Source organism: Streptomyces sp. SID13726 (assembly GCF_010548375.1).
Taxonomy (GTDB): Bacteria; Actinomycetota; Actinomycetes; order Streptomycetales; family Streptomycetaceae; genus Streptomyces.
This window is the reverse complement of the sequence record NZ_JAAGLY010000013.1, coordinates 18,135-39,405: the sequence shown is the minus strand read 5'-3', so window position 1 is coordinate 39,405 and position 21,271 is coordinate 18,135. Positions and strand designations below refer to the sequence as shown.

The 21,271-nt window shown below is 71.4% G+C and carries 16 protein-coding genes; 7 read left to right on the top strand and 9 right to left on the bottom strand.

The window, feature by feature from the left end; genetic code table 11:
- Positions 1-17: 17 nt before the first annotated feature.
- On the top strand, positions 18-1,178 hold the full coding sequence (locus tag G3I78_RS29515) for a serine hydrolase domain-containing protein (protein WP_164429984.1): 1,161 nt from the start codon (positions 18-20) through the stop codon (positions 1,176-1,178).
- 9 nt (positions 1,179-1,187) lie between these two features.
- Here G3I78_RS29515 and G3I78_RS29510 read toward each other — a convergent pair whose 3' ends face one another.
- Both G3I78_RS29510 and G3I78_RS29505 read right to left on the bottom strand, forming a co-directional pair.
- The gene (locus tag G3I78_RS29510; RefSeq protein WP_164429982.1) at positions 1,188-2,033 is read right to left on the bottom strand and encodes an EamA family transporter; all 846 of its coding nucleotides are present in this window, start codon (positions 2,031-2,033) and stop codon (positions 1,188-1,190) included.
- Entirely contained in the window at positions 2,030-2,515 is a 486-nt protein-coding gene (locus G3I78_RS29505; protein ID WP_164429980.1) for a YbaK/EbsC family protein, read from the bottom strand. Before G3I78_RS29505 ends, G3I78_RS29510 begins: the two co-directional genes overlap by 4 nt.
- A gap of 220 nt (positions 2,516-2,735) precedes the next feature.
- Here G3I78_RS29505 and G3I78_RS29500 point away from each other — a divergent pair, with 220 nt between their 5' ends.
- Together G3I78_RS29500 and G3I78_RS29495 are read left to right on the top strand one after the other, a co-directional pair.
- Entirely contained in the window at positions 2,736-3,365 is a 630-nt protein-coding gene (locus tag G3I78_RS29500) for an N-acetyltransferase (protein ID WP_164429978.1), read from the top strand.
- 332 nt (positions 3,366-3,697) lie between these two features.
- Positions 3,698-4,936, top strand: coding sequence for an RNA-guided endonuclease TnpB family protein (locus tag G3I78_RS29495; RefSeq protein WP_164429976.1), 1,239 nt, complete (start codon positions 3,698-3,700; stop codon positions 4,934-4,936).
- Between the two features lie 103 nt (positions 4,937-5,039).
- Here G3I78_RS29495 and G3I78_RS29490 read toward each other — a convergent pair whose 3' ends face one another.
- Complete coding sequence (locus tag G3I78_RS29490; RefSeq protein WP_164429975.1) at positions 5,040-5,645, bottom strand: TetR/AcrR family transcriptional regulator; 606 nt, start codon at positions 5,643-5,645, stop codon at positions 5,040-5,042.
- Between the two features lie 185 nt (positions 5,646-5,830).
- On the opposite strand from G3I78_RS29490, the gene G3I78_RS29485 reads away from it, so the two are divergent.
- Positions 5,831-9,043, top strand: a complete 3,213-nt coding sequence (locus tag G3I78_RS29485) for a S41 family peptidase (RefSeq protein WP_164429973.1) — start codon at positions 5,831-5,833, stop codon at positions 9,041-9,043.
- Positions 9,044-9,158: 115 nt separating this feature from the next.
- Here the strand turns inward: G3I78_RS29485 and G3I78_RS51290 are convergent, their stop codons facing one another.
- The 4 genes from G3I78_RS51290 to G3I78_RS29470 all read right to left on the bottom strand — a co-directional run bounded on the left by G3I78_RS51290 (position 9,159) and on the right by G3I78_RS29470 (position 12,757).
- Entirely contained in the window at positions 9,159-9,320 is a 162-nt protein-coding gene (locus G3I78_RS51290; RefSeq protein WP_203615691.1) for a hypothetical protein, read from the bottom strand.
- 88 nt (positions 9,321-9,408) lie between these two features.
- Positions 9,409-10,293 (bottom strand): SDR family oxidoreductase, encoded by an 885-nt coding sequence (locus G3I78_RS29480; protein ID WP_164429971.1) that lies wholly within the window; start codon positions 10,291-10,293, stop codon positions 9,409-9,411.
- Positions 10,290-11,207: an alpha/beta hydrolase gene (locus tag G3I78_RS29475; protein WP_164429969.1), complete on the bottom strand. Its 918-nt coding sequence runs from the start codon at positions 11,205-11,207 to the stop codon at positions 10,290-10,292. The genes G3I78_RS29480 and G3I78_RS29475 overlap by 4 nt, the downstream gene beginning before the upstream one ends.
- On the bottom strand, positions 11,204-12,757 hold the full coding sequence (locus tag G3I78_RS29470) for an NAD(P)/FAD-dependent oxidoreductase (protein WP_164429968.1): 1,554 nt from the start codon (positions 12,755-12,757) through the stop codon (positions 11,204-11,206). The genes G3I78_RS29475 and G3I78_RS29470 overlap by 4 nt, the downstream gene beginning before the upstream one ends.
- 127 nt (positions 12,758-12,884) lie before the next feature.
- On the opposite strand from G3I78_RS29470, the gene G3I78_RS29465 reads away from it, so the two are divergent.
- Positions 12,885-13,547 (top strand): MerR family transcriptional regulator, encoded by a 663-nt coding sequence (locus G3I78_RS29465; protein ID WP_343243877.1) that lies wholly within the window; start codon positions 12,885-12,887, stop codon positions 13,545-13,547.
- Between the two features lie 231 nt (positions 13,548-13,778).
- Here the strand turns inward: G3I78_RS29465 and G3I78_RS29460 are convergent, their stop codons facing one another.
- Positions 13,779-16,847 carry a BTAD domain-containing putative transcriptional regulator gene (locus G3I78_RS29460; protein ID WP_343243876.1) on the bottom strand — a complete coding sequence of 1,023 codons (3,069 nt, stop codon included), beginning with the start codon at positions 16,845-16,847 and terminating at the stop codon, positions 13,779-13,781.
- A gap of 379 nt (positions 16,848-17,226) precedes the next feature.
- Here G3I78_RS29460 and G3I78_RS29455 point away from each other — a divergent pair, with 379 nt between their 5' ends.
- Positions 17,227-18,474 carry a hypothetical protein gene (locus tag G3I78_RS29455; protein WP_164429965.1) on the top strand — a complete coding sequence of 416 codons (1,248 nt, stop codon included), beginning with the start codon at positions 17,227-17,229 and terminating at the stop codon, positions 18,472-18,474.
- A complete protein-coding gene (locus G3I78_RS29450) occupies positions 18,471-19,094 on the top strand; it encodes a transcriptional regulator (RefSeq protein ID WP_164429963.1) in 624 nt (207 codons plus the stop codon). Before G3I78_RS29455 ends, G3I78_RS29450 begins: the two co-directional genes overlap by 4 nt.
- Here G3I78_RS29450 and G3I78_RS29445 read toward each other — a convergent pair.
- On the bottom strand, positions 18,995-21,157 hold the full coding sequence (locus G3I78_RS29445; protein WP_164429961.1) for a tetratricopeptide repeat protein: 2,163 nt from the start codon (positions 21,155-21,157) through the stop codon (positions 18,995-18,997). The genes G3I78_RS29450 and G3I78_RS29445 overlap by 100 nt on opposite strands.
- Positions 21,158-21,271 lie beyond the last annotated feature (114 nt).

The window sequence follows — 21,271 nt, the reverse complement described above, 5'->3', positions numbered from 1 at the left end:
GCAGGAGGAGTACGGGCGTGGACGTGAACGGTGCGGTCGCCGAGGGGTTCGAGCCGGTCAGGGACGTGTTCGCACGGAACTTCGAGACGCTCGGGGACCGGGGCGCGGCGCTCGCCGTGTACCGGGACGGGCACAAGGTCGTCGACCTGTGGGCCGGCACCCGGGACATCGACGGCACCGAGCCCTGGCGGCGCGGCACCGCACAGATCGTGCGCTCGGCGACCAAGGGAGTCGCCGCCGTCGTACCCCTGCTGCTGCACCGGCGCGGGGAGCTGGACCTGGACGCGCCGGTGGCCGAGTACTGGCCCGAGTTCAAGGCGCGCGGCAAGGAACGGGTGCTGGTCCGGCACGTCCTGAACCACCGGGCCGGGCTGCCGCTGCTCGACCGGCCGCTCACCCCCGAGGAGTCCCTCGACCCGCTGAAGGGCCCGGAGGCGGTCGCCGCACAGGCACCCGTCTGGGAGCCCGGCACGGACCACGGCTACCACGCGCTGACGTACGGCTGGATGCTGGACGAACTGGTGCGCCGGGTGACCGGGATCGGGGCCGGGGCGTGGATCGCGCGGGAGATCGCCGGGCCGCTCGGGGCCGCGTTCTGGCTCGGGCTGCCCGCGGAGGAGGAGGCCGCCGGGCGGACGGGACGGGTGGGCCGGGTCGAAGGAGCGGAACCCGCCGGTGGCCTGCGGGCCCGTCCCAAGCGGTCCGTCACCGAGGCCTACGACGATCCGGACTCCCTGACCCGCCGCGCGTTCGCCGCGATCACGCCCTTCCCCGACCAGAACGACCCGGCGTACCGGGCGAGCGCGCTGCCCGCGACCAACGGGATCGCCACGGCCGACGGGCTGGCGCGGGTCTACGCGGCGCTGATCGGCGAGGTCGACGGGGTACGCCTCTTCGACCCGGCGACGGTCGCACTCGCCCGGACCGAGGAGTCGGCGGGCCCGGACCGGGTGCTCGTGGTGAACACCCGGTTCGGCCTCGGATTCATGCTGCACGGCAGCGCGTCGCCGTTCCTCGCCCCGGGCTCCTTCGGACACCCCGGCCGCGGCGGCTCCCTGGGCTTCGCCGACCCGGAGTCAGGCATCGCCTTCGGCTACGTCACCAACGGCTTCCGCAAGACGGTGACGGCGGACCCGCGGGCCCAGGCGCTGGTGCGGGCGGTACGGGCGGCCTTGTAGGCAAGGGCCCTAACCGGCGTGCAGCATCAGCCCGATCCCCACGACCAGAAGCCCCGCGGCGGCGATCCTCGGTGCCCCGAAGCGCTCCTTGAAGAAGACGGCGCCGATGGCCGCGCCGACGATGATCGAGGACTCGCGCAGCGCGGCGATCGGTGCCAGTTCCGCCTTGGTCTGGGCCCACAGGACGAGGGCGTACGCCGTCACGGAGAGGGCGGCGCCGAGGAGGCCGACCCGGGCGAACGGCCGTAGCTCGGCGGCGAACCGGCCGCGCCACCGACGCAGGGCGTACACCGGGATCACCGCCCCCTGCACCGCCATCAGCCAGGCGATGTACCCGAGCGAGGAGCCGGAGGCGCGGACGCCGAGGCCGTCGACGACGGTGTACGCGGCGATGGTCAGCCCGGTCGCCAAGGCGGCCCCGATCGCGGCCCAGTCGGGCTTGCGCCCGCGCAGCCCCCACAGCGCGACGCCGGTGAGTCCCGCGCAGGACAGGGCGATTCCGGCGGCGGCCCAGCCGTCGGGCACCTCGTGCGCGAAGAGCGCGGCCAGGAGGGTGACGACCAGGGGCGCGGTGCCGCGCGCGATCGGGTAGGCCTGCCCGAAGTCCCCGAGCCGGAACGACGTCATCAGCAGCGCGTAGTAGGCGATGTGGATACCGGACGAGGCGATGAGATACGGCCACGCGCCCGCCGCCGGCACCGCCGTGAACGGGATCAACGCCAGGCCGATGAGCATCCCGCCGCCCGAGATCAGCGTGAACCCGACCAGCTTGTCGGTGATCCGGTGCGCGATGGCGTTCCAGCCGGCGTGCGTGACGGCCGCGAGCAGGACGGCCGCCGTGACGACGGGGGTCACTCGCGCACGTCCACCAGCACGGCCCCGGCGTGGGCCACCAGGTCCCCGGGCGCCATGGGGAACACGGCGTGCGGATTGCCCGCGGCGGCCCACACGATGTCGTGCCCGAGCAGCGAACGGTCGGCCAGCACCCGGGTCCGCGTCCGGTGCCCGAACGGCGGCACACCCCCGATGGCGTACCCCGTCGTCTCCCGCACCACCTCGGCCTCGGCCCGCGTCACCTTCTCGGCCCCGAGCTCCCGCCGCACCAGCTCGACATCGACCCGGGACGCCCCGTCCATCAGCACCAGCACCGGCACCCCGTCCGCCGCGAAGATCAACGACTTGCAGATCTCGCCGAGTTCGCACCCGATCGCCGCGGCGGCCTCGGCGGCGGTCCTGGTGGCGTCCGGGAACCGCCGGATCCGCCCGCCCAGATGAGCGAGCCCCATCTCCCGCAGGGCTTCGGCGAATCGGGGGTGCGCGGCGTCCGGTGTCGTCATGCCGCCACGCTAGCGGTGGGTGTACGGGGCACGCGACGGAGTTCTCGACCCACGGCACATCCGGCTACCGCGGCCGCGGGCCGTCCGGCAGCGGCGGCAAGCCCCCGCTCCACCGCACCGCCCTGCCCCGCCAACTCCCCGAACAGCCACGGCAACCCGGGTCGACGTGAGGACCGCCGCCCTCTGGCCCGACCCGATCCCCCTCGTGCACGATGCTGCGATGACCCCCTCTCCCGCCATACGCCCCTACGGCCCCCAGGACCGTGACGCCCTCGACGAGATCTGTGTGCGCACCGCGCACCTGGGGCAGGACAGCCGGCCGCACTACGTCGACCCCGGGGTCTTCCCGGCGGCCTTCGCGGCGCCGTACGCGTATCTGGAGCCGGAGCTCGCCTTCGTGCTGGACGACGGGGAGGGCCGGGCCGTCGGGTATGTCGTGGGGACCGCCGACACGTGGCGGTTCGTCGAGGAGTACCGCGCGCGGTGGCTCCCGCTGGCAGCCGAGCGGTATCCGGAGCCCGGCCGCCCGCCGCGGACCCCGGACGAGGAGATCGTCGCGCTGCTGCACCGCCCGGAGCGGATGCTGGTGCCCGAAGTCGCCGGATATCCCGCCCACTTGCACATCGATCTGCTGCCGGAGTGGCAGGGCCGGGGGTACGGGCGGGCGCTCATGGCGGCGCTCTTCCGCGCGCTGCACGAGCGGGGCGTGGCCGCCGTACACCTGTGCATGGTCTCCGCCAACACCCCCGCCCGCGCCTTCTACGACCGTCTCGGCTTCCACGAGATCGCCGTACCGGACGCCGGACCCGTCACCTATCTCGGCCGCCCCACGGCAGCGGAGAGCCGGTGAGGGGGCACCCTCACCGGCTCGTCCTTCTCCGAGGCATTGCCTCACACGCCGTGTCTCAGACGCGCACCAGCTCCCGGTCCCCGTCGGGGTCCGTGTCCTTCTCGTCGTGGGCGCGCAGTCCCTCGCCCTCGACGTCGACGTTGGGCAGCGCGCGGTCCAGCCACTTCGGCAGCCACCAGGCGCGGCGGCCGAGTCAATAGAGGAGCGGAGCACGCGCAGGCGGTCCGGCGCAGGCGGACCATGTCGAACGCGTGGTCGGCGGGTCGCTGAATGGTGGGACGGGTGTGCGGAAATCGTCTCTTCGTACGGATGACCAAGTAGGTTCACGTGTCATGAAGCTGGTGGTGCAGGTCAAGCTGTTGCCAACGCCCGTACAGACGGCGGCGCTTGAGGCGACCCTGCCTGCTTGCAACGAGGCCGCGTCCTGGGCATCCGAGGTCGCCTTCGCCACCGGCGTGACGCGGAACTTCGCGCTGCGCGAGCACACCTACTCCGAGATCAAACAGCGGTGGGGCCTGGGCGCGCAGGCAGCCCAGCACGTCATCAAGAAGACCTGTGACGCGTACACCACCCTCAAGGCGAACCTGAAGGCCGGGAACCTGGGCAAGCCGGGGTCCAAGCGGTACCGGCGGGCCGCCGAGAACCCGATCACGTTCCGGCCCGAGGGTGCACAGCCCTACGACGACCGGATGCTGTCCTGGCAGATCACAGACCGCACCGTCTCCCTCTGGACCCTGTCCGGGCGGGTGAAGGGCGTGGCGTTCACCGCCGCCCCGGATCAGCTGGCCCGCCTGGCTCGGTATCGCAAGGGCGAATCCGACCTGCTGCACCGGGACGGCATGTGGTTCCTGCTGGCCACCTGCGAGGTCCCCGAGGCCGAGCCGAACGCTGACCCGGACGGCTTCCTCGGTATCGATTTGGGCATCGTGAACATCGCCACCACCTCGGACGGGCAGATCATGGCTGGTCGCGCCCTGAACCGGGTACGGCTGCGTGAACGCACGCTGCGCACCAAGCTGCAAAAGAAGAACACCCCGTCCGCCAAACGCCGCCTCAAGAAACGTAGGCGCAAGGAGGCACGACGGGCCAAGGACATCAACCACAAGATCGCGAAGCATGTGGTGGCCGAGGCAGAACGCACCGGTCGCGGGATCGCCCTCGAAGACCTCACGGGCATCCGCGAGCGGGTACGGCTTCGAAAGCCCCAACGGGCCGCCCACTCCAGCTGGTCTTTTGCCCAGCTCGGAGCGTTCATCGCGTACAAGGCCCGTCGGGCGGGGGTGCCGGTGGTGTACGTCGATCCGGCGTACACCTCGCGCACCTGCGCCGAGTGTGGCCACACCGACACGGCGAACCGGGTCTCACAGGCCTGGTTCGCATGCCGGTCCTGCGGATTCGTTGACCATGCGGACCGGAACGGCTCCCGCAACATCCGCGCCCGTGCGGAAGAGTTGTGGCGACGCGGGGCTCAGTCAACCGCCCCAGACCCGCCCCCGACACCCGAGGGCGGGACCGGACGCAAGCGCAGCACCACAGCCAGTGGCGCCCGCTGTGCAAGCCCGTCGCCTTAGCGACTGGTCGTTGACGGCAGGGGTGATCAACCCGGTGGGTGGCAGGGGTGATCGGCCCGACGACGTGAGCGGGTACGTCAGGTGAGGGAGTTGCGGGGAGGGGTCAGTCGCTGGTGATGCCGAGGGCGGGGAGGACGACGGCGTCGATGTACGAAAGGAGGAACTCCTGCGTCGGCGGCAGTTCGTCGATCATCGTCCGGGCGGCGAAACCGCCCAGCATCATGTGCATCATGAACTTGATCGCCGGGTTGTCCGCACGGACCTCGCCCCGGTCGATCGCCCGCTGCACCACTCGGTGGAACTCCGCGAGCTCCGGTTCGATGAGGTGCGCGCGGAACGCCTGGAGGAGGTCCGGGTTGCCGTGGACCGCCATGGCCAGCCCTCGCATCAGCGCGGAGTTCTGCTCCATCTCGCAGTCGTCCGAGCGCTGGGTGAGGGCGTGCAGGTCGCCCCTGAGCGATCCGGTGTCGACCTCGTCGAGGCCGAGACCGCCGGGCTTGCTGTGCCGCACCGCCTTCGCCACCAACTCGGCCTTGCCGCCCCACTGGCGGTAGAGCGTGGCCTTGCTGGACCGGGTGCGCGCGGCTACGGCGTCCATGGTGAGGGCGTCGTAGCCGACCTCCCGGAGCAGGTCGAGCACGGCCTCGTACAACTCGGCCTCGCGCTCGGGGGTGATACGGCTGCGACGTGCTGTCGTGACCTCGGTCATGCCTCTCACCCTTCCCGATCCGGACTTTGAACGACACGGTTTCGTACGACGTTTCGTACGACACGAATGTAGCGCACTCGCCAGCGAAACGAAACGGTTTCGTTCGTGTTGTGGGTCACCCGGTCCGATGGCCGGGTGATTTTTCATAAGTTGCTCCGGTCCATCCCCCGGAAAAGCATGGGGAGGTGAGCTATCTGCGCCTTCCGCATCTGAGCGGCGACCTGCTGTGCTTCGTCGCCGAGGACGACCTCTGGCTGGCCCCTCTCGACGGCCCGGGCCGGGCCTGGCGGCTGACCGTCGACCGCACCAAGGTCGGCCACCCCCGCTTCTCGCCCGACGGGACCCGTATCGCGTACACGAGCTGGCGCAGTCTCGTGCCCGAGATCCACCTGGCCGACGTGGACGGCGGTCCCGGCCGACGGCTCACCTACTGGGGCTCCACCGACACCCAGGTCACCGGCTGGACCCCGAACGGCGAGATCCTCGCCGTCGCCTCCCACGGCGAGCCCTTCTCCTACTTCACCTGGGCCTACAAGGTCCCCACCGACGGCTCCCCCGGCCGCAAGCTCCCCTGGGGCCCGGTCTCCGACATCCAGGTCGCCGACCGCAGGACCCTGCTGCTCACCGGCACCCCGCCGCACGAACCGGCCGGCTGGAAGCGGTACCGGGGCGGCGCCACGGGCCGGCTCTGGCTGCACGGCGAACGCCTGCTCCCGGATCTCGCCGGCCACCTCCACTCCCCCATGTTCGTCGGCGAGCGGATCGCCTTCCTCTCCGACCACGAGGGCGTCGGCAACCTCTACTCCTGCGCCCCCGACGGCTCCGGCCTGCGCCGCCACACCGACCACGACGCCTTCTACGCCCGGCACGCGGCGAGCGACGGCACCCGGGTGGTGTACCAGTGCGGGGGCGACCTGTGGATCGTGGACGACCTCTCCTCGTCGCAGCCCCGCAAGCTGGACGTACGGCTCAGCGGGCCGCGCGCGGGACGCCGTACGTACCAGGTGCCGGCCGCCCAGCACGTGGACGGCATCTCGGTCGACGAGACGGGCCGCGCGAGCGCCGTCGTCGTACGCGGCAGCCTGTACTGGCTGACCCACCGCGACGGCCCGGCGCGCACCATCACGGACACTCCGGGGGTACGGGTCCGGCTCCCGGAGATGCTCGGTTCCGTCGGCCAGGTCGCGTACGTGACGGACGCCGAGGGCGAGGACGCCGTCGAGGTCGCCTATCTGCCCCGGGCGACCGGCGACCGCGAGCCCCGGCGGCTGGCCTCGGGCGAGCTGGGCCGGGTCCTGGAGCTGGTCTCCGACCCGAGGGGCGAGCGCCTGGCCATCGCGGCGCACGACGGCCGCGTCCTGCTGATCGACGCCACGGAGGACTCGAACGGGGAGGTCACGGAACTGATCCGGTCGGTCAACGGCCCGGTCCGGGACCTCGCCTTCTCCCCCGACGGCTCGTGGCTGACCTGGTCGCACCCCGGGATCGGCCGCTCCCTGCGCCAGATCAAGATGGCCCGTATGAAGGACCGCCTGATCGTCGACGTGACGAACGGCCGCTTCGAGGACGAGAACCCGGTCTTCACCCGCGACGGCCGCTATCTGGCCTTCCTGTCCTGGCGGGGCTTCGACCCGGTCTACGACGTCCACACCGGCGACCTGTCCTTCCCGCTGGGCTGCCGCCCCTACCTGGTCCCGCTGTCCTCGGCGACCCCCTCACCGTTCGCACTGAACCCCGAGGGCCGACCCGCCGCCGGGGGCCTCGACCCGGCCTCCGACGACGAGGGCGGCGACGGCAGTGCCGTCACGGTCGAGATCGAGGGCCTGGAGAGCCGGGTCACCCCCTTCCCGGTCCCCGCCTCCAAGTACTCGGCGCTGTACCCGGTCGCGGGCGGCGGACTGGTCTGGCTGCGCTGGCCGATCTCGGGCGCGCTCGGCGAGACCTTCGTCAACCCGGACGACACCTCCGAGCGCCCGACCCTCGAACACTTCGGCATCAGCAAGGCGAAGAAGTCCGAACTGGTCGAGCACCTCGACTGGTTCGCGGTCAGCGGCGACGGCTCACGGCTGGTCGTCGTGGACGAGGGCGAGCTGCGCGCCACGCCCTCGACGGAGTCCGGCGACAGCGACTCGACCGTCTGGATCGACCTGCGCCGCATCCTCCACGAGGTCGACCCGCCCGCCGAGTGGCGCCAGTCGTACGAGGAGGCGGGCCGTCTGATCCGGGCCTACTTCTGGGACCCGGGGATGTGCGGCATCGACTGGGACGCGGTCCTCGCCCAGTACCGCCCGCTGGTCGAACGGGTCGCCTCCCCCGACGAGTTCGCGGATCTGCTGCGCGAGGTCCTCGGCGAACTGGGCACCTCGCACGCCTACGTCACCGCGGCCCGCCGCAACGAGGGCCCGCCCCACTACCAGCGCCGCCAGGGCCTGCTGGGCGCCAACCTCGTACCGCGGGACGGCGGTTGGACCGTCAAGCGCATCCTCCCCGGCGACTCCTCGGACTCCAAGGCCCGCTCCCCGCTGGCCGGCACCGGCATCCGCGAGGGCGCGGTCCTCACCCACGTGGACGGCCGCCCGGTCGACGGGACGGCGGGCCCGTATCCACTGCTCGCGGCGGCGGGCGGTACGACGGTGGAGCTGACGTTCACCCCGGCCGAGGGCGAGGGCAGGTCCCGCCGGGTGGCGGTGGTCCCCCTCCTCGACGAGCGGCCGCTGCGCTACCAGGACTGGGTGGCCAAACGCCGGGCCGTCGTACGGGAGTTGAGCGGCGGCCGCTGCGGCTATCTGCACATCCCCGACATGGGCGGCTCGGGCTGGGCCCAGTTCAACCGGGACCTGCGCATGGAGGTCTCCCGCCCCGCCCTGCTCGTCGACGTACGCGGCAACGCGGGCGGCCACATCAGCGAGCTGGTGGTGGAGAAGCTGACCCGCACGATCCTCGGCTGGGACCTGACGAGGAACGCGCAGCCGGTGTCGTACGCCTCGAATGCCCCGCGTGGCCCGGTGGTCGCCCTCGCGGACGAGGCGACCTCCTCGGACGGCGACATGATCACGGCCGCGTTCAAGCTGCTCAAGCTCGGCCCGGTGGTCGGCCAGCGCACCTGGGGCGGGGTCGTCGGCATGACCGGCCGCCACCAGCTCGGCGACGGCACGGTGATCACCGTGCCGATGAACGCGGCCTGGTTCGACGCCTACGGCTGGTCCATCGAGAACCAGGGCGTGACCCCCGACCTGGAGATCCTGCGCACCCCGCTGGACTGGGCGGAGGGCCGCCACGCCCAACTGGACGACGCGGTACAGCTGGCGCTGGACCTGCTGGAGACGAGCCCGCCGGCGACACCGCCGGACTACCGGGACGTACCGAACAGGTCGCGGCCAAAACTTCCGCCCAGGTGAGTTGCCCTTAGGGGCGCGGGGAACTGCGCGACCAGCCCCCACCGGACCCGCACCCGAAGAACGACGCATGGGGCGCCCACAAGAACAGGGCACCCCATGCCGAAGGACCGAGCACCTACATGTCGTAGTCCTGGTCCAGCCGGTCCTGCTCCTCCTGCTGACTCCGCTCAGTTTCCTCGTCCCGCTGCTGCCCGCGCTGCCGCGCCTGCTCGGCCTTCTCCTTGGCCTGCTGCTGCCACTGCTCGGACTTGTCCTGGAACTGGTCCTTCATACCCATGTGGGTTCACTCCCGTGGGGGTGAGGGGAAGAGCCCCGGTCCGGGGCCTCGACCAGATTCACACGCGGGGACAGAGCGCGCATTTCGATCAGTCACGTTGCGTAGCGCGTGCCTGTTCGTCCGCCGCCCCACCTGCGCCGACGAGCCCCACCCGCATGCCCTCCAACCGCTGCCCGAACCGCCGCATCTCCCGCTGTCCGACGGTCCCGATGAGCCCCGGCAGATACCCGCGCATCCCCTGCATCCCGCGCAGCCACCCCTGCCCGTACACATGGCTCGACCGCCGCTCGATCCCGGCCACGATCCGCTCGACGGCCGGGCCCAGCGGGTAGGTCTTGCTGGCCGGCCACGGCAGCCGCTGCCTCAACTCCCGCATGACGTCGTCCTGGTCGGCCCCGCGCACCATGTCGGTGTCGGTCCAGGACAGGTAACCCACCCCGACCCGCACGCCCTTGTGCCCGACCTCGGCCCTCAGGCTGTGCGCGAACGCCTCCACACCGGACTTGGACGCGCAGTACGCGGTCATCATCGGCGCCGGGGTGATCGCGGCGAGGGAGGCGATCTGGAGCAGATACCCCCGGCTCTCCATGAGCACCGGCAGGAAGGCCCGCGCGGTGACGGCCGACCCTATGAGGTTGACCTCTATGACCCGGCGCCACGCCCGCGGATCGGAGTCGACGAACGGCCCGCCGGTCGCGACCCCGGCGTTGGCGACCACGATGTCGACCTTCCCGAACCGCGCCTTGACCTCCTGCGCGACCCGGGCCATCGCCTCGTGGTCGGTGACGTCGGCGTACCAGTGGTCGCTGTCGCCGTGCAGCCGCTCGGAGAGCTGCTTGAGCGCGTCCGGTTCGAGGCCGACCAGCGCGACCTTCGCCCCGCGCGCCGACAGCTTGCGGGCGAGCAGTTCGCCCACGCCCCGCGCGGCCCCCGTGACGACCGCGACCTGTCCTTCGAGTCCGACCCTGCTCATGCGCCCTCCTTGACCTGCACGTAGGTGGTGACGAGTTCCCGGATCCGCGCGCTGACCAGCTCGGGTGCCTCGATCGGCGTCATATGGCCGAGACCGGGCAGCTCGGTGACCCCGAGACAGTCCGGCAGCGCGGCGGCCAGCCGGTGGGCATGCGCGGGCGGGGTGAGCCGGTCGGCCGTACCGACGACGACGGCCGTGGGCACGGCGAGCCGCCGTACGCCGTGGTCCAGATCGAGCAGGTCGAGCACCTGGGACCAGGCGTGCCGCACCCTGGTCGGGCACGCGTGCACGATCCGCGCGCACGCCTCCACCATGTGCGGGGCCGAACCGGGGCCCATCGTCCCGTACTTGAGGATCCGCCGGGCGACCGGTGTGACCGGCCCGAGCGGCGCCCGCGCCCCGAGCACGTGCCGGGTCAGCCAGGTGCGCAGCCGTCCGGCCCTGATCGGTACGACGGTCGACTCGGCGACCAGCCGCGAGGAACCGGTGCTGCACAGCAGGACGGCCGCCGCGTGCGCCCGGAACCCCGGGCGTTCCGCCGCCGCCATCACCGTCATCCCGCCCATGGAGTGCCCGGCGACCACCGCCTTCTCACCGGGCGCGAGGGTCGCCTCCAGCACGGCTTCGAGGTCGTCGGCGAGCCCGTCCGCACTGCACGCCGGGCTCGCCGGACTGCGTCCGTGGCCGCGCTGGTCGTAGGCGATGACCCGGTGGTCGACGGCGAGTTCACGGATCTGCGCGGCCCAGAAGGCGGTGGAGCAGGTCCAGCCGTGCGCGAGGACGACGGGCGGCGCGGTCGCGGACCCGTGCACCTCGACGTGCAGTCGCGCTCCGTCGGCGGAGACGGCGGTGAGTTCGCGCGCCGGGGCGGGTGGGGCGTACGGCCCGGAAGTGACATGCGTCAGCCGGCTCATACGGCGGCCTCCGCGCTCTCGTCCGCTCCCGCGCTCGCGTCGGCGACCGCGCGCCCCGGCTCGGCGGGCGTGGGCCCGGCGGGCCGCAGCACCGTGTACTCGGCGAGGTCCACGCGCCGGGTGGCCCGCCGGAACTCGGTCGTGGTGCCGGGCCAGACGGTGGTGTTACGGCCCTTCGCGTCCAGGTACCAGCTGGTGCAGCCGCCGGTGTTCCACACTGTGCGCTTCATGCGCTCCTGCACCCGGTGGTTCCAGGCCCGCACCGCGGAGGGGCGGGCGTCGAGGGCCGCGCGTCCGCCGAGCACGTCGAGCTGCCGTACGAAGTCGGCCAGGTAGTTCAGCTGGGACTCGATCATGAGGATCATCGAGGAGTTCCCGAGGCCGGTGTTGGGCCCGATGATCGTCAGCCAGTTGGGGAAGCCCGCGGCGGACGCGCCCCGCAGGGCCTCCATGCCGCTGCCCTCCCAGGCCTCGGCGAGCGTCCGCCCGTCCGCGCCGACGACCCGGTCCGCGATCGGCATGTCGGTGACGTGGAATCCCGTACCGAAGACGATCACGTCGACCTCGGCCTCGGTGCCGTCGGCCGCGGTCACGGTCGACCCGTCGACCCGGCTGAGCCCGCTCGCGACGACGTCCACGTTGGGCTGGGCGATCGCCGGGTAGTACGTGCTGCTCAGCAGGATCCGCTTGCAGCCGATGCGGTAGTCGGGGGTGAGCTTGGCGCGCAGGGCCGGGTCCTTGATCGCACGGGCCATGTTGCGCTTCGCCAACTGCTCCACGGCACCCAGCTCGTTGGGGTGCTTGGTGAACGCCTGGACCTGCAACTCCCTGATGCCCCACAGCAGTCCGCGCCGGGCCTGGGTGGTGAAGGGCAGCTGCCGGTGCAGCCAGCGCTCGGCGCCGCTGATCGCGCGGTCCATGCGGGGCATGACCCAGGGCGGGGTCCGCTGGAAGAGGGTGACCTTCCGGGCGAGCGGCTGGATGGCCGGCACGATCTGGATGGCGGAGGCGCCGGTCCCGACCATGGCGACCCGCTTGCCGCGCAGGTCGTGGTCGTGGTCCCAGCGGGCGGAGTGGAAGACCTTGCCCGGGAAGGAGTCGAGCCCCGGGATGTCGGGGATCCTGGGGTCGGAGAGCGGCCCGGTGGCGGAGACGACGAGATCGGCCGACAGCTTTCCGCTGCTGGTCTCGATGTCCCACCGCAGCTTCTCGCTGTCCCAAGTCATCTTCAGGACCTCGGAGTTGAGGCGGATGTGCGGCCGGAGCCGGAAGACGTCCGCCACATGCTCCAGATAGGCGCGGATGTGCTCCTGGCCGGAGAAGGTGCGCGGCCACTCGGGGTTGGGCGCGAAGGAGAAGGAGTACAGGTGGGACGGAACGTCGCAGGCGCACCCCGGATAGCTGTTGTCCCGCCAGGTGCCGCCGACGCTGCCGGCCCGCTCCAGCACGACGAAGTCGGTGACGCCTTCCCGCCGCAGCCGTACGGCGGCCCCCAGCCCACCGAACCCGGACCCGACCACCGCCACCCGCACATGCTCGTGTTCGGCCATGCCGATGCCTTCCCTGCCCGACTCTGCCAGTGAACACTGGCGCAATGGGAGCGTAGAGCAGCTCCGTACTGATGGGTAGGGGTCGGGGGGAAGGAAAGTTACCGCGAGTACGACATAGGCTGCGGCCGTGACGGACAAGCGCGAATACCGCATGGAGGAACTGGCCGACCTGGCCGGCATCACAGTGCGCACCCTGCGCTTCTACCGCGAACGCAAACTCATCCCGCCCCCTCGCCGCGAGGGCCGTATCGCCTGGTACGACGACCACCACCTGGCCCGCCTGCGCACGATCGGGGCGCTCCTGGACCGCGGCCACACCCTCACCGGCATCGCGGAACTCGCCGAGGCCCTCGACCACGGCCGGGACGTCGCCGACGTCCTCGGGGTGACCCCGACCGAGGAGGAACCGGTCCGCCTCACCCCCGAGGAACTCGCCGCCCGCTTCGAGGGCGAGATCACCACCGAGAACCTCGCCCTCGCCATGGAACTCGGCTACGTCGGCACCGACGGCGACTTCGTGGTCCACATCAGCCGCCGCCTCCTGGACGTCTCCTCCGACCTCGTCCGCGAGGGCATCCCCCTCGCCGAGGTCCTCTCCGCCGGCAAGCGCGTCCGCCAGCACGTCGACGACCTGGCCGAGATGTTCGCCGAACTCGTCCTCCGCCACACGAGCGAGAACGACCTCCAACGCCTGCGCCCACTGGCCCGGAGCGTGGTGGAGGCGGAGCTGTCACTGGCGCTGGACCGACGGCTGCGGAGGGGCACCGAAGCACCTCCCTCCCGCCAGTAAGCGCGTTCTTCGACAAGATCACCCGCAAGGAGTACCTTCACGCGGAAACATCGAGTAGGCGTTCCATTTTTTGGAGACGCACGTTCACCAACGGAGAGCCGTGCCTAGTCGCATTTCCCTCGCCCTTGCCGTGACCGTAATTACCATGGCCATGACATCGGCCATAGTCGCCCGGCCGGGCGACTGCATCTGGAACAGAGAAGCCTCGGCTCCCGTATCCCACAAGGACCTTCAGGAGCCCGCGGCAACCCAGTCGACGAGCAGCTTGTCCAGCTCGTCCACCTCGGCGACGACCCCCAGCCTGCTGTAGATCCCCCGCGCTCGTTCGGCGTGGGCACACGCCTCCCGGACATTCCGCATCCGGAAATACGTCCGGGCGATACCCGCCAGCGCCCGCGCCGAACACAGTGAGTAGCTGTATTCGTCAGCAATCTCCAGCGCACTCCGATACGTCCCCAGCGCGACGCCCAGTCGCCCCGCCCCGTACTGGGTGTCCGCGGTGGCGAGCAGAACTCGCTGAAGCTCATACGAATTGTCGATTCGGCGAGAAATTTCCTCCGCCGAAGCGAATTGCGCCAGAGCCTGCTCCGTCGCCCCCGCCGCCGCATGTGTCTCACCGAGCCGTATCAGCGTGGTCACCTCTCCGATGGCATCGGCGACAGAGCGATGCCCGACGAGCGCCCGACGATAGAAGACCAGCGCGCGCTCCGACTGACCCATGACCTGGTACACGGCACCCAAATTGGTCTGGATGATCGAGACCTCACGTTTCCCACCGACCAGGAGCAGACGGTTCAGGGCCTGCTGGTAATGGTCACGAGCCTCCTCATATCGCCCTAGACCAAGCCACACATCCCCCATGTTGTTCCATGCGACCCCTTCACCCGAGACGTCTCCGAGCTCCCGGTGAATGTCGAGCATGCTCCGGAAACGCCGCATCGCCTCCCCGTACTCCGCCCGATGCACCAGCGCCGTCCCCTGCACGTTCAGCGCGGCGGCAATCCCGTGCCGGTCCTCCACTCGGCGGTAGAGATCCAGCGCCCGGTCCAGTTCCCGCAGGCACACCTCGCCCCGCCCCGCGCCCAGGTGGGAGCGGCCGATCTCCAGCAGGGCGTCCGCCCGGCCCCGGTCGTCGTCCAGGGATTCGAACAGACCCAGCGCCTCGGTCGCGGCGGCGAGGGCCGCGGTGTGGTTCTCGCGGGCCAGTACGCTCGCCCGCTCCACCAGGGTCTGGGCCAGCCCCGACCGGTCGCCGCACGAGCGGTGCGCGCTCAGCGAGGCCTCGTGCAGTTCGGCGGTGATCTCGTGGGTACCCCAGCGCCTGAGAGAGTGGGCGAGGACATGCGGGAACAGCGCCGCGAAATCCGGCAGGCCGGCCGCCGCCGTACGCGCCACGGCCAGCAGGTTGGCGCGCTCCACGGTGAGCCAGACAGAGGCCCCGTCGACCGCGGCCCCGGCATCGGGGGACGCGGCGAAGTCGGTGGCGTGCGGGGAGCGGAGTTCCGGCGGGACCTGCCGTCTGCGACGGCGCGGATAGGCCAGGCGGTCCGCACGGTCGGCGGTCGTCAGGTAGTACGCCGCCAGTCGCCGCAGAGCGGCCGAGCGTACCGACTCGGCGTCCTCGCGCCGCCCCAGCCGGGCACCGAACGCGCGCGCCAGGTCGTGCAGTCGGTAGCGGTCCCGGACCGGCTCGTCTAAGAGGTGCCGGTCGAGAAGCACGTCCGCCGCCCGTCGTACGGTCTCCGGGGAACCGTCCCCTGACAGTGCGGTCGCCCCCGCCAGCGTGATGTCGGGACCGGGGTGCAGCGCCAGGCGGCGGAACAACCGCCGAGCCGCCACGTCGAGATCGGCGCAGGAGAGCCACAGGGCGGCGGCCACGCGCTCGTCGAACTCGTCGAGCCGGTCGTCGGCCCGGGCCAGTCGGTCGGCCACATACTCCAGGTCCCAGGTGTTCCGGTGCCGGAAACGGCCGGCCAGCAATTGCACCGTGAGCGGATGGCAACCGCACATCTCAACCACGCGACGCAAGGAGTGCATGTCCGACACTCGGGCCGCGCCCGCGATCCGGGCGAACAGTGAGGCGGCCTCGGCCACGGACAGCACGTCCAACGGCAGGAAGGCGGCCCCGTCCAGTTCCGTGAGCGCGTTACGGCTGGCAACGATCGCGCGACAGCGGGACGAACCGGGCAGCAACGGCCGCACCTGCTCGGCGTCGCGCGCGTTGTCGAGCAGGACCAGGACACGGCGGTGCGCGGTCCACTCCCGCCAGCGCGCCGTCCGCTCGTCGAGCGTGGCGGGCAGTGGATCAGGCACGCCGACGGTGTGCAGCAGAAACGCCAGGGCGTCGGCGGGCTCGTACGGCGACTGATCACTATAAGCCCGTAAATCTATATAAAAAATGCCATCTGGATAGCTGGAGTACAGACGGTGCGCGGCATGGACAATCAGCGCGGACTTGCCCACTCCGGCCATTCCGTGCACGACGGTCAGGGGCAGTGCGGTGCCGCGGCCGTCAGGAGCGGGGTCCGCGAGCAGGAGTTCCAGTTCTCCTGCTCGGCCTGTGAAGTCCGGTGTATCCCTGGGCAGACTGCTGCCGCTGCCGGACTCCGGCAGATCCGGCTGAGAGACGGACGGTGCCGCACCGGCCTCTCGCACCGATGTGTCCCTGAGCGCCGGGTCCTGACCGAGGATGCGGACGTGCAGGTCCTGGAGTTCGGCGCCCGGGTCCATGCCGAGTTCGTCGTTCAGGCGGTGCCGGGTGCTGCCGTACAGGGCGAGTGCCTCGCCGTCCCGGCCGGAGCGGTGCAGGGCCAGCATCAGCGCGGCCACGGACTGCTGGGCGAGCGGGTTCTGGGAGACCAGTTCGTGGAGTTCGCCGACCAGGTCGGCGTGCCGCCCGAGTTCGAGTTCCAGCCGGATCCGCTCCTCCCGCACCCGGCGGTGGTCCTCGGTCAGCCGGGCGCGCGCCGAGGCCGCCCACTCGCCGGTGAACTCCGCGAACGGCTCCCCTCGCCACAGCGCCGCGGCGGTGCGCAGCAGACCGACGGCGTGCTCGCGCTCTCCGCGTCCGGCCGCCGCCCGGGCGTCGGCGCGCAGCCGCTGGAACCGTACGAGGTCCACGTCATCGGAGTTCTCGACACGCAGCCGGTAACGGCGCGGCGCGATGCGCTCGACCTGGGCCAGGCCGCCGACCGCGCGGTCGAGCCGGGTGCGGGTCCTGGAGAGATAGGTCCGCAGCGTGTCCACAGCGGTCGGGGGCGGGTCCTCGCCGTTCCACACCCGCTCGACCAGCGTGTCCACGGAGACCGGGTCTCCCCGCGCGTAGAGCAGTACACCTAATACGCAACGCTCTTTGACCGATCCAAGCCGGTATGGGCGCCCCTGGTGCCACAGTTCGAGCGGCCCCAGCGCAAGAAGGTCCACCGCATCCCCCAGGTGGTTCGCACGCGCAGACACCTGTTCACCTTTCACTGTTGCTGCTCGGCGAGTAGGGGTGGGGGGAGCGGAGCGGGGCGCACTGACGCGCGAGGGGCGCATGAGAGCCTCACGCCAGGCCTCTGACTTTCTGCAAGGTTTCTGCAAGGCCACCGTCCATACCCGTGGGCAGATACAGCTCGGTGGCCGTTGCCGGCCCCATCCACCCTGTCCGTCAACTCATGGATTCCACGGGGGAGTTCGTATGAGCCTGCTGATACCCGACACCGACCGGCGCCCTGCCGTACCGCTGCGCCTGGATGTGGAGCGCTGGGCCACCTTCAGGATCCGCAGGCGGGTGCTCGCCGTGGTCCATACGGTGACCTCCGCGCAGCGTCTGCTCGAAGCGGTCCGATTACTGGAGGGCGACCCCAGGATCCAGGTGGTTTTCACCATGGCGAACGACGTCTTCAACGACGGTGTGGAGCCGTTCCTGGAGAGCATCCGGGCTCTGGTGACGCCTTGGAGCCAGGCCCTCCACACGCATTTCGACCTCGCGCTGGCCGCGAGCCACGGAGGTCTGCACGAGCTGAACGTCCCGGTCGTCGTGCTCCCGCACGGGGCCTCGTACAACAAGCGGATCTCGGTGCCCGGCGGCCCGCGCGGGCGCAGTACGGCACCGCGCGAGGTGTACGGACTGGGCAGGCAGTGGCTGGTCCGGGACGGGGTGGTCGTACCCGCCGCGATCGCTCTGGCGCACGAGGAGGACCGCGTCAAGCTCGGCCGGCAATGCCCCGAGGCGCTGCCGGTCGCCGAGGTGGTCGGGGATCCCTGCTACGACCGTGTGGCGGCGAGCCTGCCGTTCCGCGCTCTGTACCGGGAGGCCCTGGGTACAGGCCCGGGCCAGGAACTGGTACTGGTCTGTTCCACCTGGGGTCCCGACTCCCTCCTGGGCCGCCAATGGGGCCTGCTGGAACGCCTGGTGGCCGAGCTGCCCCGGGAGCGGTTCCGCATCGTGGTGATGCTGCACTCGCACGTCTGGAACGCGCACAGCGAATGGCACATCCGCAGCGCTTTCGCCGGTCTCGCACGTGCCGGTGTCGTCCTGGTCAGTCAGCACGCGGACTGGTCCGGCGCGGTGATCGCCGCCGACTATGTCGTGGGCGACCACGGTTCCGTCTCCCTGTACGCGACGATGACCGGTGCCCGCATACTGACCGCGGGTTCCCCCGACACCGACCTCGACCCCGGTTCCCCGATGGCCGAACTCCGCACCCTCGCACCACGGATCCGCCGCGGCTGTCCCGTACGTCGCCAACTGCGCAGCAGCACCGCCGCCTACCGAACGGGCCAGTATGCCCCCGTCGCCGCCCGTCTCAGCTCGGAGCCGGGTCGCTTCGCGACGCTGATGCGTGCCCTGATCTACCGCAGGCTCCGTCTGCGCCCACCGGTGTCCCGCACCGTCGCCCAGCGAGCGGTCACACCGTTGACGGTGAGGTGCGACGGCTCATGAACTCCACTCCACAGGAAACGGCGCGCCTGTACGGCAGCGAGGACGAGTCGAGCACATCGGCCGAAGCGCCGTCTCCCGCAGCGGCCGATCCGGTCCCGGCACACCTCGTCACAGCCCATCTGGTCCTTGCCCATCCAGCCCCCGGTCGCACCGTGGTGGACCGGCACCTGCGCGTCGCTCTCCCCGCCCCGCTTCCCTGGCCGTTGCTCGCCGACGTCCTGGTGACACCCGGATCACACGCAGGCGTGGCCGATCGGCTGGCCTCCACTCATCCGGGCGCGGCGGTGGTGGCCGTGCACTGCGGCAGCGTCTGCTGGCTACGTCTCGGACCGGACCTCGGCCCCGCCGACGTCGTACGGCTGACCCTCACCGCACAGCATGCCGCCCTGCGTTCCTGGGCGGCCTGGGCCTCGCTCGCCCACGCCTGGCTGGTCGCGGGGCTGTCGCCGGCACATCTGCCAGAGACAGCGGGACAGACGGTGATACGGCTACGGGTACGCGCCGCCGGTCCACACCGGGCTCAGCGGCCCGTACCGGCACCGGGTCCCTCGTCCTCTCCCCACGCCCGCAACCGCTCACGCACCTCGGCTGCCGGCACCGGACGGCCCACCACGACATAGAGGTCCAGCGCTTCCTGGTACCGGTCCCGGGCGAGGTCGCGTCGGCCCTGTCGCTCCGCTACCTCGCCCAGCACCTCCAGGGCCCGGGCCACCTCGTAGTGCGCGGCGACCTCCCGCAGCACGGCCAGCGCACTCGAGAGCCGTTCCTCAGCCTCTCCCGGTCGGCCCCGGCGCAGACAGATCCGGCCCAACAGGATCATGGCCCGCGCGGCGTTGTACGAGTCATCGACGGCCAGCAACCCCGCACGGGCCCCGGCGGCGTCGGCATCGGCCTGCTCCAGCCGGCCCTGGGCCAGGGCGATGTCGGCAGCGTTGAGGCGAGCGAGCGCACCGGCTCGGTGGTCGCCGCAACCGGGCAGTTCCGCCGCCGCGCGGGCGAACAGCTCGGCCGCCGCATCCAGTCGGCCCAGCCGGTGTTCGGCGAGCCCACGGTAGTTCAACGTACGCGCGTGACCGAGCCGGTCTCCATCGGCGGCGAAGAGCTCCGCCGCCAGCTCGAACATCTCCAGGGCGCACGCGTGGTCGCCCCGCCCCAGCTCGCCCAGTCCGCCGGAGGTGAGCATCCGACACTGGGCCGCGGTGTCCGACAACTCCCGCGCGGCGGCCAGCCCGTCACGATACGCGGCGCACCAGTGGTCGTAGTGCTTGCGCCGGATGAAGAACGGCCCCAGCGCGTCCGCCAGTTGCCAGCCGGCCTCCGCGACACCCGCCGCCCCCGCCCGGCGGATCACTGCCATCAAGGTGTGCAACTCCCTCTCCAGCCAGTCCAATGCGGCCTGCGTCCCCTCGCCGAAGTCCTCCGTGACCACCGGCCCGGGTCCGAACGACCGTTCCCGCAGCGGATGTCGGGGGTCGATGGCCGTCTCGGCACGGGTCGCAGTGGCCACGCAGTGGTCGGCGAACCGCCGGAACGCCGCCGCCCGCTGCTCGGCGGGCTCGTCCTCCTCCGCGCGGCCCGCGGCGTGCAGCCGCACGAGGTCGTGGAACCGGTAGCGGTCCTCACCGGTCTCGATGAGGAGATTGGCGTCATGCAGGAGATCGATCAAGTCTCCCACCGACGCGTCCGTGCCCGCCCCGCCGAAGAGCGCCCGGCCCGCCGCCGTCCCGAACTCCCGCCCCGGGTGCAGCCCGAGGAGCCGGTAGAGCCGTGCCGCCTCCGACGGCAGACCCTGGTAGGACAGGTCCAGCGCAGCCCGCACCCCCTGATCACCATCGATGGTCAGCGCGTCCAGTCGTCCCCGCTCCGCCGTCAGCGCCTGGACCATCGTGGTGATCCGCCGCCGCGGCCGGGCGGCGAGCCGCGCCCCTGCGATCCGCACCGCGAGCGGCAGTCCGGCGCACAGTGCGACCAGGGCACGGGCGTCGTCCGACTGGGTCGCCACCCGGTCGTCGGCGAGGGTGGCCGCCAGCAGTTCGAGAGCCGCGTCCGGGGCCAGCGGCTCCAGGTGCACCTGACGGCCGCCTTCGAGGGCCAGCCCCGACATCCGGCGACGGCTGGTGACCAATGTGACGTTCGGGCCGCCCGGCAGCAGGGGCCGCACCTGAGCTGCCGTGGCCGCGTCGTCGAGCAGCACCACGATCCGGCGTTCCGCGGTGAGCGAGCGATAGAGGGCGGCACGTTCCCCGATGCCGTACGGCACCTGCTCCGCCTGCAGACCGAGCCCGCGCAGGAAGCCGCCGAGCACCTCGCCCGGATCGGCCGGCCCGGTCGCCGACTGGGCACCCAAATCTGCGTACAACTGCCCACCCGGGCAGTCGGAGCGCAGCCTATGGAGCCAGGCCAGCGCCAGCGCGGTCTTGCCGACCCCGCCAAGGCCGCTGACCGTGGCCAATGTGGCATGCCCCTGTCGCACGGCACGAGCACGCAGGTCGTCAAGGTAGGCAACCTCGTCGGTGCGATCCGTCAGCGAGACCGGTTGGGGCAACTGCCACGGCCGCTCCCGGTCCGGGGTGTCACCGGTGCGGAAGTGGACACCGCCGTACACGGCCGACGCCTGGATGCTGGGACCATGCACGACGCCACCGCTCAGCTCGTTGCGGCCGCTCTGCCCCTGCCCTCGCACGCGTCACCCCTCCGACCGGTAAGCACCGTCCTCCAGGAGTGAGTCTTTCCATGCACACCGGTTCGTTACCAGCCGCCCCTGGCCATCGCTCTGTGACGTTCGTCGCCCGAACCC